General features: G+C 34.1%; 9 protein-coding genes. All 9 read right to left on the bottom strand.

Annotation, left to right across the window (positions count from 1 at the left end; translation table 11 throughout):
• Positions 1-2: 2 nt before the first annotated feature.
• The 9 genes from AAFN75_RS11250 to AAFN75_RS11210 all read right to left on the bottom strand — a co-directional run bounded on the left by AAFN75_RS11250 (position 3) and on the right by AAFN75_RS11210 (position 16,823).
• Positions 3-2,747 carry a hypothetical protein gene (locus tag AAFN75_RS11250; RefSeq protein ID WP_411806402.1) on the bottom strand — a complete coding sequence of 915 codons (2,745 nt, stop codon included), beginning with the start codon at positions 2,745-2,747 and terminating at the stop codon, positions 3-5.
• 49 nt (positions 2,748-2,796) lie between these two features.
• Positions 2,797-3,942, bottom strand: coding sequence for a glycosyl hydrolase family 28-related protein (locus AAFN75_RS11245; protein ID WP_411806401.1), 1,146 nt, complete (start codon positions 3,940-3,942; stop codon positions 2,797-2,799).
• A 6-nt stretch (positions 3,943-3,948) separates the two neighbouring features.
• Positions 3,949-6,300: a GH92 family glycosyl hydrolase gene (locus AAFN75_RS11240; protein WP_411806400.1), complete on the bottom strand. Its 2,352-nt coding sequence runs from the start codon at positions 6,298-6,300 to the stop codon at positions 3,949-3,951.
• Between the two features lie 52 nt (positions 6,301-6,352).
• On the bottom strand, positions 6,353-7,726 hold the full coding sequence (locus AAFN75_RS11235) for a sulfatase (RefSeq protein WP_411806399.1): 1,374 nt from the start codon (positions 7,724-7,726) through the stop codon (positions 6,353-6,355).
• A 206-nt stretch (positions 7,727-7,932) separates the two neighbouring features.
• Positions 7,933-9,876 carry a hypothetical protein gene (locus AAFN75_RS11230; RefSeq protein WP_411806398.1) on the bottom strand — a complete coding sequence of 648 codons (1,944 nt, stop codon included), beginning with the start codon at positions 9,874-9,876 and terminating at the stop codon, positions 7,933-7,935.
• A 10-nt stretch (positions 9,877-9,886) separates the two neighbouring features.
• Positions 9,887-10,711: a DUF1080 domain-containing protein gene (locus AAFN75_RS11225; RefSeq protein ID WP_411806397.1), complete on the bottom strand. Its 825-nt coding sequence runs from the start codon at positions 10,709-10,711 to the stop codon at positions 9,887-9,889.
• A 42-nt stretch (positions 10,712-10,753) separates the two neighbouring features.
• A complete protein-coding gene (locus AAFN75_RS11220; RefSeq protein WP_411806396.1) occupies positions 10,754-12,178 on the bottom strand; it encodes a hypothetical protein in 1,425 nt (474 codons plus the stop codon).
• Positions 12,179-12,317: 139 nt separating this feature from the next.
• Positions 12,318-14,324 (bottom strand): SGNH/GDSL hydrolase family protein, encoded by a 2,007-nt coding sequence (locus AAFN75_RS11215; protein WP_411806395.1) that lies wholly within the window; start codon positions 14,322-14,324, stop codon positions 12,318-12,320.
• Positions 14,325-16,823 (bottom strand): hypothetical protein, encoded by a 2,499-nt coding sequence (locus tag AAFN75_RS11210; protein ID WP_411806394.1) that lies wholly within the window; start codon positions 16,821-16,823, stop codon positions 14,325-14,327. It lies immediately after the preceding gene.
• Positions 16,824-16,874: the final 51 nt, after the last annotated feature.

The following is a 16,874-nucleotide window of genomic DNA, read 5'->3' as shown; positions in this document are numbered from 1 at the left end:
TATTATAAATTTACGATTCTAGAATCCCCTGCTTCAAACTTATAGTCTTTCTTTTTGTATGTAATAACTACAGGTACTTCATTATGTAACATAAATTGCCCTGCTTTTTTCTCTAGTACCACATTACCAAATGCACTGGTATTAATTTTAAATTCACTTGTTTCCAGATAATTACCATGGCCCATAAATATAACAAAATCATTATTTTTTTCGTTGCCAATTAAAGCATAATCTGCATTGGTAGACATCTTTTTATAGGTTGCCATTTTCTGGTTTTTAGATGAAAAAACAAAATCTTCTCGTCCTGATTTATTCAAAATTTGTAAACCCACAAACTCTTTACCACCGTTCTCATCATCAAAACCTTTTATAGACAAAATACTTTTTCCTTCTGTTGAAGTAAAAGGCTCGTAAACCGATACAAATGGATGTTCCCACGCTTCTCCATATTGACGTGCCGCAAAGGTTAAATACGGTGCCTTTTCTACATCATAAGGCAAGCCACTTTTTCCTTTAAACGCTTTATTTGGCGGTGATTTTAATGAAAATATTTCTCTGTTTTCTGATCCCATCATCCAAAGATTCATAAACACATCTTCTTCACCTTCTGGTCTATCTATTTTCCATTGGGCTTGATAATCTTGATTTGTTTTAATCGATTTTTTATCCCATTGATAATCAAAAGCATATAAATAACCACCTGCAAAAGCCATTTCTTCGGTTGGTGTTAGATTTAATGATTGCCCAGAAGCGTCTAAAACTTCCATGGTTTGCCCTAAATTATGATAAAAATAATCATGAAACTTATCGCCTTTTCTTTGCTTTTTAGATCGGAAAATATCAACATAATAGCCTGTAATTTCTCCAGTTTTAACGGTACTAACTATTCTACTTTGATCACTTCTAGTTTCAGGTTCTAAGAAATACACATCGGAATAAGTAATATCAGAATAATACCCATCCTTTTTTTCCGATTTAGGATATTCACCCATTAAATCGAACGCATGATTACTAAACATTTCAGTATATGAAGATACCCCATCGACCATAACGGTATTGTGCGCTGGAAACTGAGAATAAAACTCTAAATATATAGGCTGGAGATATCCAGCTCCTTTTCCTGGATCGGCACCTTGTACCAAGCCTTTACCGTACAATTCTAAATTAATACCGTTAGCGTGCATATGGTTTCCAAGTGAGGCATTTAAAGAGGCCATCATACCATGTTTTCCTGTACCCATACGTTGCACATGCCAGCTTACATTAGGCGCATAAAAGGTTTGGGTGATGTAATCTCCAATATTTCCTGCTTGATAATTGGCATTAAACTCCAATGGTTTACTTGCAAAAAACGATGAAATATCAGCTTTTGGTTTTCTAGATTTTTTACTAGAACCTTTGTCCGTTTTAGCGAATAAACGATACATTTCTGTAAATTCCTTCTCGAGTGCTTTATCTTCATTTTTCTGAGCAACTCGTATTAAACTTGTCATAGCCTCGGTACCAATACCAGCATAATTAGAATCGCCGAAAGCAACAGCTTGCCCGTTTGGAAATAAATATTGCGGTAACATTTTAACAGCTTTCTGCATAACAGGCATGTAAGGCAAAATATTATGATCGAAAGTATTGTCGAAATCTTTAATAAAATTAGTTAAATCTTTAGTTACCCCTTGTGAATATCCTGGGCATTCTGCCCAAACGCCATTATTAGTATCGTACCCAAAATCCAAGAACTTATTTAAAGACCATTGTCGTGCCGATGTTACATTTAAAATATAATCGATGTAAAATTCGCGTCCTTTTTTATCGTCATAATTTTCATTATTCTGCAATACCATGGCGGCTTTTAAAATAATTTTAGCTTGATGAAGGTTCCAGTTATTTTGTGGTACACCGTTTTTAATGATTTGATCTGTCCAACGTTTAATAGTCTTATCGTACATTGAAATATTTTCGGCATGATTAACTTCAACATATTGATGTAAAAAATCATAAAGTTCGGCCACATCAATAAGCACATGTTCATGAATAACCTGAAAATTTGTAAAACCAACTAGTGTTTGAATGTGCCCATTAAGCAAATCGATAGGTTCACTTCTATACGACATACCTTCTAAATATGTATGCATAATATCATAGGCAAACTTAGCATAACGCTCGTCGTTTTCAAGCCAATACACAAATGCGGCATCACGTGCCAACTCGATTATTTGTTCATTTATAGAATAAACAACTCTTCCCGTTTTAGAAATTTCAGCCCATTCAAAAGGTTTTCCTTCTTTACTTTTATTTGGTAGATACAAACCACGAGGGTCATCCATATACGGTAAAACATCTTCTAATTTTGGTGTGCCATAAGGTGTTGTATAATCTCTAGAACCCACAAAACGCACTGTAGGAACTGGTGCTTCGCCATCGGCATGCGAGTAGTTTATACCATTTACATAAACATTGGTAGACTTTGTTTTCCAATACATTTGCAAACGAGATACCATCCATTCTGGGTCATCAACATGACGAATAACATGAGCATCGATACGATTGTGAATGCCTTTTAAAACATCTTTTGCCCAAGATTCATTTTTAATAGTTTTTTCTAAATCTTTTTTACCACTTTCTGTAATATACAAACGCGGGTAACCTTCCTCTAGATTTGTTGGCAATGGAATTTTAGCAGTTTCTTGTGCATTTAGCCACCCAACCATAAGAGATAAGATGAGGCATAGATTTAATTTCTTGTTCATATTAATATTCACTTTAGTTTTTTTCAATCTTTATAATTAATGTCATTTATTACCATAAAACCCTAACATTAGTTGGCCACTGATTTATATCGGTATAAATGTCGTTTCCTTTTTTAAAGGAACTATTTTCCATAATAACATTGCATTTTAACAATCCCATATCGACTTCTTTATTATCGAAAACACTATTAATAACATAAGAATCGTTTACAGCACGCCACATAGCACCCCAAGTATTATTGACGATCTCACACCTATTTAATATGACTTTTTGAGGGGCATATTGAGGGTTTTCGGTATAATGATATTTGTCGTAATAATCTTCACAAGGAAACCATAACGCTACCCTATCACAGCCTGAAACATGGTATTTATGAAAAAACAGATATCCAGCTTCTTCATGGTCAGCTTGAATTCCATTTGTTTTGGTATCTTTTATGGTGCAACGTTGCGCCAAAACGTACTCGCAAGAGGTATATTTATTTCCTTTACCCATTACTGGAAACGACATATTACAATCGGACTGTAATATGTATTTATTATAAAGGAAATAGACATTATGATACAAACTCCCACCAGAGCCATTGTATTGAAAATTACAATTATCCATGATGATATGGTTGGTACGTTTCATGTGAACACCTTGTGCTGACCAATCCGTAACGTTAATATTTTGAAGCATTATTCGTGCATGTCTGCTTTCGTTTCTACCTCTAATTAGAATGCCATTTGCCTTCCCTTGTCGAGTCCCTTTTAATGTTAAATCTTTTATAACCAAGTCTGTTACTTGAGGTTTATCTTCAATATTAAAACCAGAGTCGTTCATTTCTGAACTTTTTAGAAGAATAGTTTTATCCCTTCCCTCTCCAACTAAAGTTAGATTACTTTTTAAAGTTATAGTCTGTGTTAATGTGTGTGTTCCTTTTTTTAGAAAAACAACACCACCACCTTTTGCATCTACTAAATCTATAGCGTTTTGAATGGATTCGCCCGGTTTTACTTTAATTACAAAATCTAAATTTTGCTTAGGATATTCAACATGTTTAAAATCATCACTCCATTTATCTGTCATTATGGAGTAGACTTCCTGCTCGATAACAACATCGTGATATTTAAATTTTTGTTTTTGAGCTATAGCAGAAAAGGCTACCAAAACCATGACCAACATTGAAACTAATTTTAATTTTCTAGGCATTTACTATTAATTTTCAGATTGACTAAATGAAGGTGGTGGCACTTTTACACCCCATTCTTTATTAGGCTGTTTCCCTAATTCCAGTTCTAAAACACCTCCCTTGGAGAAATCATCGTGATAAAACCAGCAATTATTTAAAGTGCTCTTATTTAATTCAGCGCCTTGAATGTAGATGTTTTCGGGTGAATTGTTAATGGTTTTAATTACAAATTTATCTCCGGAATAATAATCCTTATTTAGATGAATGGTAACTTCATCAAAAAGTGGACTTGTAATTTCATAATATGGTTTCACTGAAACTCCGCCATCAAACTCAAAAAGCCCCATGGCCATTAAAGTTCCTAGCGCCCCCATTTGCCCTTGGTCTTCATCACCGTTATAACCGCCATACGGGGAAATATCTCCATAAACCTCCTTAACTTTCCGCACCCATTTTTGGCTTAACCAAGGCGCACCCGAATAATTAAAAATATGCGCCATTCCTGTTCCTGGTTGATTACCATAATCAATCCAACTAGCAGCATGGTTTTTATTTGCCCCAACAAAATCTAGTTCCTCTCCTTTATGAAAGGATTCATCTAAAAAATTATTATACATATCTGCACCACCAAATAAACCAATTAAACCTTCCATATCTTGAGGTACATAATGGGTGTAAATGGCTGAATTACTTTCACAAAAACCACGGGAATTAAAACTTTTTGAAACCGGTTGAAAATCTTTTATCCAACTGCCATCAATTTCTTTAGGATGAATCATTTTGGTTTCAGGATTCCATAGGTTCTTATAATTTAAAGAACGCTTCATAAATAGATTATAATCGTCTTCCTTATTTAATACTTTTGATAATTGTGCCAAACACCAATCTTGATATGCATACTCCAAAGTCATGGATGCACCATCTAAATGTCCCCCTTTAGCTTCAATACCTTCTGGCACCCAACCTTGATCTATATAATACTGCATTCCACCACCAAATGCAGGAGAATTATGTTCGTAGCCAGCGTGGTCTCTAGAGCCACCTACAAATGCATTTTTCCGAAGGCCTTTATAAGCCTTTTCAATATCATAATTTTTAATGCCTTTATTATAGGCCGTGGCAAAAAAGGAAACCGATGGATCGCCAATCATAACAAAGGTGTAATTGCCTCCTGATGGCCCACGAGGAATGAGTCCGCCATTATCATACATATCGACCATGGTATTACAAAACCCATCCATAATTTCTGGATACACCATAGACCATAAAATGTTTAAAGACCAATGGCTACCCCACCAAGCATCAAAATTATAATGCGGGAATAATGGTTTTCCATTTGCATCTAAACTTACTGTTCGTGTTATTGGGTTTTCACCCGTCATATCGGTGTACTTGCCATCTACATCACTAATAATTCTGCGGCCTTGCAGTGCGTGCCATAAATCGGTGTAAAACTTAACTTGTTGTTTTTGCGTGCCACCTTTAATTTCAATTCTACTTAGCCAATCATTCCAAGTTTCTAAAGATTCGTTACGCACTTTATCAAAATCCCAATGACTAATTTCAGTTTCTAAATTTTTGCAAGCTTGTTCTACACTTACATAAGATATACCTACTTTCATGAGAACCTCGGCAGCATTCTTCTTATTGAAAATTAAACCTACGCCTGCATTTTCACCTTGAATGGTATCTGTTTCTTTTTCAAGCAATTCGTTATTTACCCAACCTTTAAAACTAGTAAAAGGCGTGTCTAGCTTTGCTACAAAATACACTGGCGTATCCTTAGGGCGACGGCCTGTAGCTTTAAGAACCTGTACGCCTGCAATTTCTGTATTACTAACTTTCCAGACTTTAGAAAACGTTGTTGGCCCGTGTGCTAAACGAGCTCCTATATCGAAAATGATTGCTTTTTCTTTATTTTTTGGAAATTTATATTTGTGAAACCCAACTCGGGTTGTTGATGTTAATTCGACTTCAATATCATAATCCTTTAAAACTATTTTATGATAACCTGGTTTAGCAATTTCGTCGTTATGAGTAAAGGCCGATTGATAACTATCCATCCCCAAATGTCCTTTAAAAACACCAGTTGTTGGCATAACCGCAATTCCTGCTAATTGCCATGCATGAATATGGCTGAACGAACGAATATATTTACTATCGTATAAGTACCCAGAACTCCATGTTTTAGCGGTATCGGTATCTGGACTCAGGTTAACCATCCCGAATGGACGACTTGCAGAACTAAAATAAAACCACCTAGAATTTACTGTATCTACAAACGGATTTACTAAATCTACTGGTTTTTGTTGTGCAAATACATGTGAAAACACGATTAAAAAATTTAGACAAATAAGTTGTTTTGCTATTTCTTTCATTTGCTTCACTATTTTAAAGATTAAAAACGATTTCTTAAGATTTAAGAAGCTCTTATTTTGCCACTGAAACTACACCGGCTCTAACCTCTTTTTGCCAGTTTTCTAGTTGAGCTAACATGTTTTTAACACGTTCTGGCTCGTTGGCCGATACATCTTGTTTTTCAGACACATCGTTCTTTAAATTGAACAGTTCGATAGATTCTTTACCTTCTGTTTGATTGGTTACAAGTTTCCATTCGCCATTTCTTATGGCCTTTTTACTTCCAAACACCCAATACAGGTTTCTATCAGCAAGATTGGTTTCATTAAGTAAATGTGATTTAAAATTAACGCCATCTATATTTTTACCAGAAGGTTTACCTCCTGCAAAATCGACTAAGGTTGGTAAAAAATCCATAGACAATACTGTGGCATTACTTACGGTGTTTGCCTTAATTTGATTTGGATAACTTATTATAGCAGGCACTCGATGTCCGCCCTCATAAACTGATGCTTTCGCAGCTCTAAGTACGCCATTATCGCCTCGACTTCCGGCAGCACCATTATCTGAACAAAAGATAATGATGGTGTTCTCGTTTAAATTTTCAGTATTTACAGTTTTCATGATTTTACCAATACCTTCATCCATGGTTTCAATCATACCAGTATAAATCGACTGAACACTATCTTTATCAACCTTTCTAATATATTTTTTGTTTCCTTCTTCTCTAACCGGTTTATCGTGTCGTCCTTGAATTGGATAATGCGGCGATTCTTGAGACAGGTATAAGAAAAATGGTTTCCCTGTTTTATTAGGGTTATTATTCTTGATATAATCAACACCGTAACTTGTTATTAAATCTGTAGTATATCCTTTTTCATCATCAATATTATTGCCTTTCCACCAATCAAGATAACCTTCTTGATCTATGTGTGAATGGTAATCAATATTACCACCTACAAAACCTGTAAACGTTTCGAAACCTTGATATGTTGGATTAAATTCTTCGGCATAGCCTAAATGCCATTTACCAAACATAGCTGTAGCATATCCAAGATTTTTTAATTCTTCGGCTAAAGTTGTTTCATCTAAACTCAAACCAACTTCTCTATGATTTGCCGCGGTAATAACACCCTCAACACCTGTACGTTGTTGATATTTTCCGGTCATTAAAGCGGCTCGAGTTGGACTACATACTGGCCCGTTTGAATGAAAATCTAAAAACTTAACCCCTTGCGATGCTAATTTATCAATATTTGGTGTGTTAATTTTTGTGCTTCCGTAGCATGACAATTCACCATAACCCAAATCGTCTGCCATAATTAAAATAATATTAGGCTTTATGTTTTTTTCGACCACTATTTCCTTTTCCTTTTCATTCTTTTTGCAAGAAATCATTAGCAATGAAACTCCTAAAATTAAATTAACGGAATACTTAAAATTCATAGATTTTTTCTTTTTTAAATTTTTACAAATCGCTTCAAAGTAACTTTGCGACAATAAGTATGCAATCTAATTTTTTAAATAAAATTTTTATATAAATTATAACCCACAGATTATAAATTATAGCTGTTTTTACGATGAGCCTATCTTTGCTTTTTATAATTATAGCAAATAACTTAATTACCAATAAAATTCAATATCGTTTCTATCTATTCAAACATAGGTGTATAAACAACGGTTATACTTCCTTTTTTAATAGGATCCACAAAGTCTACACCAATTCTAATAGCGTCCTTACCATTACGTAATGCTTTTACTGGAACAGGTTCTGGATTAATTTTTATTGCACCACCTTCACTTAAAATATTAACCTTTATTTTTTGATTTTTATTAGTTAAGGTTAGCGTGTTATTGTCTAGAATTTCATACTTGGAGAACGTCATGATTGTAGTACCAAATGTTACATTTTCTGAAGCTTCAAAATCATCTTTAATCCGAATGGTTCCTGCTCCTATTTTATCATTAATCATGGTTCGTTTTAATAATTTTAAAGCTGGTATTTCATAGGCTGGTTTTATATCCATTACAACCTCATCGCTATTCATTTTAAAATCGGTTTTTAAAACTTCGCCTTTAAACTCTCTACCGTTTGATTGTAATGTATTATTAATTCTTGGTACTGGATGCCCCCAAGAACTACGTGCTTTATTAGTTTTAGAAAATGACCCTGCAGTGTAAGATGGTGCTCCAATATCTCCAGTTATGTAGTCTTTTCCAAAAAGTATTGTATAGGTACCCACATCACTATGATTATGGTTTTCCGCATTGTGTCCTGCTTTTATAGCTATAGAAAATGGAATTTCTTGTTTTCCTCTGGAGATAATCATACCAGATGTATCGAAATAAGTTACATCTGGCAATACTTTAGTTTCGCTGGTATTTGAATTTGAAAAAATCTCCTCATGACTCCAAGCTATTAGTTGCTCAGAAGCTTCTTCAAACTTAAAATGATCTGATTTTAGAGCTTCATAATAGTAAGCCGATAGTGCGTAAGGGAAATTTCCTTTTTGATTTGCTGCTACAATATTTCCATCGGCAAATGGCGCATAATTTAAATTCTGAATTTCAAAATTCTCTGGAAAATTACCAACGTTTTTTAATTTTTCTGCGCTATTAAATTTAAACAAATCTATTTTACCATCGGTATAATCGTATATGGTTTGCGCCATATACAAATAATGACCAAAACCATAACTCCAATAGCCTATCCCTTCGGAACAATAGCCATCATCACCAAAACCACTTAAGTAAAATGTTGCGCTGTTTAGTGCAGAGCCTATAGCAACAATTCTATCATGCGAGTTTGTTGAATTTGCAATAGTTGAAAATATGGTACCACTGTTACACACCGAATTCCAGTTACTTGTACTTCTTATCCAACTATTTAATTTATTTTCACCCCTACAGCTTGCCAAATAAGAATCTGTAATTCGTTTTTGAACTAAGGATGAAGCTTCTATTTTAATCTGACTATTCAGTTTATCTCCTAAAAGAACAATTGCTAAAGTTAAATCGGTCCCGAATTTACGAGCACCCAAATCAATAGTGATGCTTTTTCCTTCTAGATTATTATTGGTTCTATTGTCATGGTTTGGATGTAACCATGATTTCATATCCATAATAGCTTGCATATAGACTTCAATTTGCGCTAAAAACCGACCTTTATTTTCAATACATTCAGCTAGGATAAAACGCTCTAGTCGATCCATTGTCCGGTAATAACGCGGTTTATAAATGCCTCGATTTCCTTCTTTGTTAGCTCTTCTGTATATCTCATCAGAAATTGGAACTTCAGGCGCTTTATCTAATAACGAACTAGCTTCTGCTAAATAATCTTCACCAGACTTAGATATTGCAATTTTATCCCAAAACACTCTGCTATTTATATTTGGTGCTGGTTGATAGGCTTCATTCGGAACAAATGCTTCAAGCATTTCTATTTGTTTTTCCGAAGGATATATTTTATCGTTATCGGCTAATGCCAAATATGAATTAATATCTAAAACTGATTCTTGTGCACTACTTTTACAACTGAATATTAACGCTATAAGAATTAATAAAAAATAAGATTGAATAATTTTTAAAAGTTTCATGTATATCATTTTAATTCATGAATTCTTCTGCTGGAATAATCTTGTCAAATTCTTTGATTTCTATATTTCTGTAATACACTTCTGCTGTTTCCGATTGAAAACCAATAATACCTTCACTAGGCGTTATATCAAAAGCCATATTTACTATATCGCCGTTTAATTTATGAATAGCATATTCGCCTCCCATAACAATAACTTCGCATACATTCCATTTATCGTTTAAAGCATTAAAATTGGTTGTTGATTTTCCAACATGCCACCAATCTCTCTTTTTTTCTGGGATACCGCCATCCTTTGGGTGTAAAAACGTTTTACCATCTTTAGTAGAATACCATTGGTAATCGGTTCCTCCTGGACGTATTAAATCTCCAGTATGGTTCTCATTTTTTATATGATTGTAATGGATTTGATACTCTATACCTGTTGGCCAAACTTTATCGTCTATAACATGATAATAAACACCAGCATCATACTGCCATTTATCAAAATTATTGGTTATTTTTTTGCCCCACTTATACTCAAACTTAAGGATATATTTACTATACTTTTTGTTGGTATAAAATAGACCATGGGTCCCGTTTTCTCCTGTTGCTAAATTTAAACTATCTGGCATATCTTTAAAAACATGTACCAATCCGTCCTCAATAGCATACACTTCTTTAGCCATTTCCTCGTCTCCATTTCTTAATTTAAGATGCCAACCATCCCAATTTTCACCATTAAAAATTTTTACAAATCCATCATTCGATGCTTTTTTATTTTCTTTTGATAAACTCCCACAGCTCAATAAAAAGCTTGTTATTAATGAGAACAGTAAAGCCGATCTTAATTTCATTTTTTTATATTTTTATGTTATAGTCAATACTAGGTAACGGTGTTATTCATTTTCTGAGTTAACGTCTACTACTTCCCCCTTGCTTTCTACCTCTAAATTTTCGGTACCTGAAAATTTCAACACCTTTGCAGTCGTTTCATTTTCAAGTTTAATATTAGTAGCATGCATGGTTGCTTTTGGGTTGTAATTGCCATAACCTTCCCATACGGAAAGTTTTATAACCATGTCTTCTGGAATAAAATCGTTATTGCTTGTTTTTATAACAATTTGATGTCCTGTTCCATTAATTTTAGCCAACATATTATTGGCCATACCGTTGCGACTATCTAGAATATTAATATCTACAGAAGCATTTTTAGCATTAGTATAAGGCACTCCAAAGGCTTCTCCATACTTGGCATTGGCACTACAATTAATAATAACATCTTCGTTACCAACATTAAAACCGGTGGTTACACAGTCGCGTACCTCACAATTTATAACTTTATCGCCAGACGTATTTAAACCTACACAAACACCTCTTCGCATTTGAAAAACAGAACAGTCTTTTACGGTTGTATTTTTTGTTTGATGCCCATTATATTCTGGATATAAACGTATGCCATCTTCACTTAAAGACACGATTTCTCCTGGTAAAATCTTTCCATCTAATCCAATAACAGTACCTTCTACATAGCCTTTTTTGTGCGGATGCCTTGGTTTCTGAGCATAAAAATCTCTATCGAACCCATAACCCGAAGTTTCAGCTAAAATGGCATCTGTTGTACGCAATAAACCATCTACATGACAATCTTCAATCAATGTGTTTTCGGCACCTTGCAGAAAGATAGCATGCCCCATAGCACGCATATGTACTTTACAACCAGTAAGAGTTACATTTTTAGCAGGGTAACCTACACGAATACCATTCATTTTTCTAACATCGCCACCGCCTAAGCCGTATAAATAACCATAGCCCCAAGGGTTTGAACCCGCAGTACGTACCTCAACATTTTTAAGTACTATATTTTCTCCTACAACATTAAATATTTTGTTTTTACTCTGCAATCCTGATGCATCGCCATAGGTTTCTATGTATAAACCTTCAAAAGTGGTATTGTTTCCTGAAATTTCGATGGCGCAGTACATGGCATTACCATCGTCGCTTTTTTCTAAATCTTTACGGCCGAAAAGTTTCGTATCTACCATGAACCGAGCACCAGTAAGATCAAAATGCGAATTATTTCCTGTAATTTCAATAAATCTGATTTTCTTAGCGTCGTCTATTTGATAATTTCCAGGAGCCAGTTTAATTTTTACATGGTCCTTGTCTATATATTTTTTAAATTCGGAAAGTGAGTTTACTGTTAAAAACTCATTTTGAACAGCTTCTTCTATAGCCTCAGTAACTTTATTATTTGCGTTTGCACAAGAGCTAAATAGAACAACAAATAAAAAAACGGATAAATATAATTTGGTTAAATTCATACAGGTATTATTTTTAATTTATAAAACTAATCAACATATAAAACCCTGAGTATAAATCAGGGTTCAATTTCTATAAATTATGAATACTTATGACTAAAATTACTGAAAAGACAATACAGTCAAATACACTTTCTTGATTTTATCTTTCAATTAATGTATTTAAATACGCAGGATAATTAGCGCCTTGACCGCCGCCTCTTGTTATAGAATCGCCAAAGCATATTATTTTTTGATTGGGATTTAGAAGGGCATTTTCCATTAAAAAACGATACACATGCTCTGCCATAAATCGGTAACCTAATGCCGTAGGATGCACGCCATCTTTTTTGCCACTATTCATTTCATTTCTTATCAATAAATCTTTATTGTGTACTGGTAAGTTTAAGGCTTTAAACTCGGCATTCAAATCGTAAAAACGAACATTATTTTCTGCTGCTAAAGTTTTAACAATGCTACCAACGGCATCTATTTTTTTATTTGGTGATTCTGAAAACAAGATTTTTTTATGTCGCGTATATAAATACAAACTATCGGCTGGAATAGGGCTCATTACCACCAACTTACTTACGTTAGATTTTATTTTTTTAATTAATGTCTCTAAGTTAGAAGTATAGGTTTTATAATCTATTAATTTTCTTGTATTCAGCATATCATTGGTGCCAACCATCATAATTACTAAATCTGGATTATGTTCTAAAACATCTTTATCTACACGTTTTAGCAAATCGTTCGTGTTATTTCCTCCAATTCCAGCATTAATTACTTTATTGTTTTTTTCCGAATTGGTAATCGTGCAATTAATTGATAAATCATTTAACTCAACTGGCATTTCGGTATAATTAAACAATTGGATATTTTCTGCACCTCCATAAGTACCATGTGATTTTTCGGGACTTCGATACCTGTGCACATCTCCCCAAAAGGATTCTCCAAAAACAATTGGAGACACAACGCTACGTTTTTTATTTTGATAATTACGAATGATTATATAATGGCCTGAACCGTTAATTTCAGCTAATCGCGAAACCTTATACTCACTTACCGTGTTTATTAACTGTAAATCGACTTTACAATTTTTAATTTTTTTATCTATAAAAGTAATAAGTGGCCCGTATAAAGCATCGCCTTTAGAGCTTTCAATAACACCCCCTGAATTTAACGAAAAGCCTTTTTCTTGACAGCCAATAGCCGTAGAACCTGTGATTTTCACAGGTGGTAAACTTGCGCTAAAATCAAATCCTGAACGCATATTTTTTACTGTACAATTAATAACCGTTATTCCTTTTGTTTTTCTTCCATTTAAACCACCAGCAGGATAAGCTCTAATCCCATCTTCAGATAATGACTTTATTTCGTTTGGTAATATTTTACCTGGAGGATAATCACTTTTAAAACCCGCATTAAAAGCTAAACCAGATGTTTCTGCTAGCATGTCGTTTGTTGCTCTCATTTTTCCTTCTACATAACAATCTTGTAAAAGTGTATTTACGGCACCTTGCATAAAAATGCCATGGCCATAAGCATGAGTAACAACTTTACACCCTAGTAATTTTGTATTTGTACCTTCAACCAATAAAACAGAATGTTTATGTAAAGGCGCTAATGCCTTTTTGCCTTTTCCTAACAAATGGCCATAACCGTATGGTGAAGAACCTTGTACGTATAAATCGGCATTTTTAATGGTATTATCATCACCCATAACACGTAGCATTTGCACACGATTTGCAGGAACGACATGACCTACATCTTTCCCTTTTAAACCTTCAATATAATTATTGTTTCCACTTACCAAAAACTCACTAAATTCGCTTTTAGCATAGTTTCTATGTAGTTCTCCATCAATATTTAAGCTTACACCTGTTAAAAAATATTGACTATTATTTCCTGAAAAATGAATTAAAGAACCGATACTAAAATCGCCTTTTCTTTTATTATTTTCTCCATATTTAAACACGCTTAGTTTTCCGATTTTAATGGAATTAATTGTGTATTCGCCGGGTTTCATTTTAACTAATACATTATCTTTTCCTGCGTATTTTGCAAGTTTTTCTACTGAATTTATAAAAATAGTATCGCTAACAATTTCTTCTGCTTGTGCTGAAAACACCGAAATCATTAACACTAATAAACTAATTGATTTTTTCATTTATTTTATTGTTTGAGAATTAGCTTTCTCAGAATTTACTAACTCACCGTTATTATACTCCTCGATTACTATTTGGATATTGTCTTCTTTAAAATTTTCAATAAAAATTATTTGTTTTCTTCCATCGTTTAAATAAACTATAAGTTCGTTTACATTTTTAGAATCTATTTTATTAATTGCCGATGGGCCTTTATAGGGTTCTATCACATTTAAAAACTGAGCTTCTTTGCCAACCAGCCTAACGCCATAGGTTGCACGATTTGGGTTGTTTCTAATATCTCTTTGTTTACCGCCATTTGGATAAGTTGCCGTAAGAACCTCTGTCTTTTTTGGCCAAATAGTGTGCACATCCAACTTCATTTCGCCTTCTTGAAACATTACTTTTGTTCCTTTTTTAGATTTATACCATTGGGCATTTGTAAAGTATTTGTATTGAGAATTTGAATCTTCGCTCAATTTTGGCAGTCTAGTACCTTTTGCTTTAGCGCCTTCAATAGACTGAAACCCTACTGGATGAATCATCCAATCGTAGGTATGGTTTTGAGCCCCTTTCATGTAATCTGCAATTACTACATAATCATTTGTAACAATTGATAATCTGCGTTGTAAAATAGGTTCAAAATCGGAATCATAGTCGAAGTCATTCCAAGGTGGGAAAATTTCTCTGTTAAATATAGGTATCCGTCTCCACCTGGCCTCAGTTTGTACTACCGTAGCTTGCATTAAATCACCTTTATAAAATAATATTTGCTCAGAAGGAACGGCCTCTTGCTGTAAACCATCAACCACCACCATGTTATGTGTTGCAGATGCTTGTACGCTCTCCTTGTATCCTGGATGACCATAACCAAACCAAACCATTTCTGTCCCAAAATACTTGTGTCCGTGTCTATTTAAGGCCGTCATTCCTGTTCGGTCTAAATGACCATGCCAGCCACCATGAGTTCCAAACTTAAAATAGGCCTGAATTTGATCTTCAGGATTTTCACTTTTTGGTTGCGAACGCAATGCTACTAAACCAACATTTGAGACAAATTCGGATTTTGAACGTGGATCTTTTACCTCTGGAAGCGATGGTACCCCATATAATAAAGATTCCCAGCTATCTCTTTCTGATTTACTTATCACCCATGCTAGATCATCTTCTTTAAAATGTCTGTATCCTAATTCATAAAACTCATGTGGTTTGGCAACGGTACCATCATTATTGGGAATTAAATTTGCATTTTCATCCATCATAGGAATATAGGCCATTACCATTTCTTTAAGTCCTCTGGTATTACTTCCGGTTGGTCCCCAAATGTCAAACTTCATTCCTGTAAAACCTTCTTTGGCATTTTCAAAATCTTTACTTTTAAATCGAACAGGAAATCGTGCATCATATAAGTTCCAACCAAAATTTTCAAAAGCTTGAGCTATAAGACTAAATCTTTCTGTAACCAAATAACAATATCCAGGAGTCCCTTCAAACCACCAACCATCTGGCATGATGCCTTTGGTCATTTGATCTACTAAACCTCCATCACTTTCAACAAAATGATTTAAAGTTGTAATATCTTGTAAAAAAAGCGATGTAATTACAGATCCTGCATTTGCACTAGCTTGATGATTCATAATACCAATAGGATCCATATGCGCCTTATCGAGTTCTAAATAAAAACGCATGGTTTTTTCTATGTTCTCACGGTCTTGTTTTGAAAAAACATCTTCTCCATACAAAACATCGCAAATAGCCGCTAAATACATAAAAAAGTTGCCCTCGTGTACTTGAACACCTGTTGTCGCTGCGCCAATAGAAAGATATCCTTTTTCTGGATCTGTAACTTCTTTTACCAAACGAACTACTTTATCTAAATAGGTTTGATTCCCAGTTAGTTTATAGGCCAAAAGCACTTTAAAAGCCTTTTCTGAATCTGCTGCTTGATAAGAAAGACTTTTCCATCTACGGGTATTTCTTGCCTTATCTACCACCTTTCTTTCCGGAACTTCATAGGTATTGGCAAATACTATAAGGTCATCTAAATTTTGTTTTGCCCAATCTGCATGTTTCACCTTTTCTTTAGCTTCTTCCAATATAACATCTGTAACAAAAAGAAAAGGGTGTGGTTTATAATGAACGGTGATAAACTCCAAAGTTTCAAATCTTTTATTGGCTTTATTTTCTATGACTAAAAAACTAGATTCTTGACCTCCAACAGGAATTCTATCGCTTACTTTTACTGAAAGTTCTCCTTTATAAACCTGATTTCCTTTTACAGAAACTACCGAATCCAACAAGGTTGCTTCACATGCTAAAGTGCGGGGGTTTTTAATGTAGACTCTGAAAGTCTGTTCTTCATTTGTGGCATTATTAATTTCAAATGCATACGCTATAGTTTCATTAGCCTTAGCTGCTTTTGAATGCTGATTACTACTTAAAATAGTATTTTCTCCTATTTCCGAAGCAAAAGCAGTTGTACTAAAAAATAAGCAAGCAATTACTAAATTTAGAATTCTCATACTTTAAAATAATTATAAAATATTTATAAAAAACGACATCATTAATGATGA

Source organism: Algibacter sp. AS12 (assembly GCF_046736315.1).
GTDB classification, from domain to species: Bacteria; Bacteroidota; Bacteroidia; order Flavobacteriales; family Flavobacteriaceae; genus Algibacter_B; species Algibacter_B amylolyticus.
This window is presented reverse-complemented; position numbering and strand designations above follow the sequence as displayed.

Coding starts and splice junctions, on each gene's coding strand:
- AAFN75_RS11250 (WP_411806402.1), bottom strand. CDS start 2,747: ATGAACAAGAAATTAAATCTATGCCTCATCTTATCTCTTATGGTTGGG.
- AAFN75_RS11245 (WP_411806401.1), bottom strand. CDS start 3,942: ATGCCTAGAAAATTAAAATTAGTTTCAATGTTGGTCATGGTTTTGGTA.
- AAFN75_RS11240 (WP_411806400.1), bottom strand. CDS start 6,300: ATGAAAGAAATAGCAAAACAACTTATTTGTCTAAATTTTTTAATCGTG.
- AAFN75_RS11235 (WP_411806399.1), bottom strand. CDS start 7,726: ATGAATTTTAAGTATTCCGTTAATTTAATTTTAGGAGTTTCATTGCTA.
- AAFN75_RS11230 (WP_411806398.1), bottom strand. CDS start 9,876: ATGAAACTTTTAAAAATTATTCAATCTTATTTTTTATTAATTCTTATA.
- AAFN75_RS11225 (WP_411806397.1), bottom strand. CDS start 10,711: ATGAAATTAAGATCGGCTTTACTGTTCTCATTAATAACAAGCTTTTTA.
- AAFN75_RS11220 (WP_411806396.1), bottom strand. CDS start 12,178: ATGAATTTAACCAAATTATATTTATCCGTTTTTTTATTTGTTGTTCTA.
- AAFN75_RS11215 (WP_411806395.1), bottom strand. CDS start 14,324: ATGAAAAAATCAATTAGTTTATTAGTGTTAATGATTTCGGTGTTTTCA.
- AAFN75_RS11210 (WP_411806394.1), bottom strand. CDS start 16,823: ATGAGAATTCTAAATTTAGTAATTGCTTGCTTATTTTTTAGTACAACT.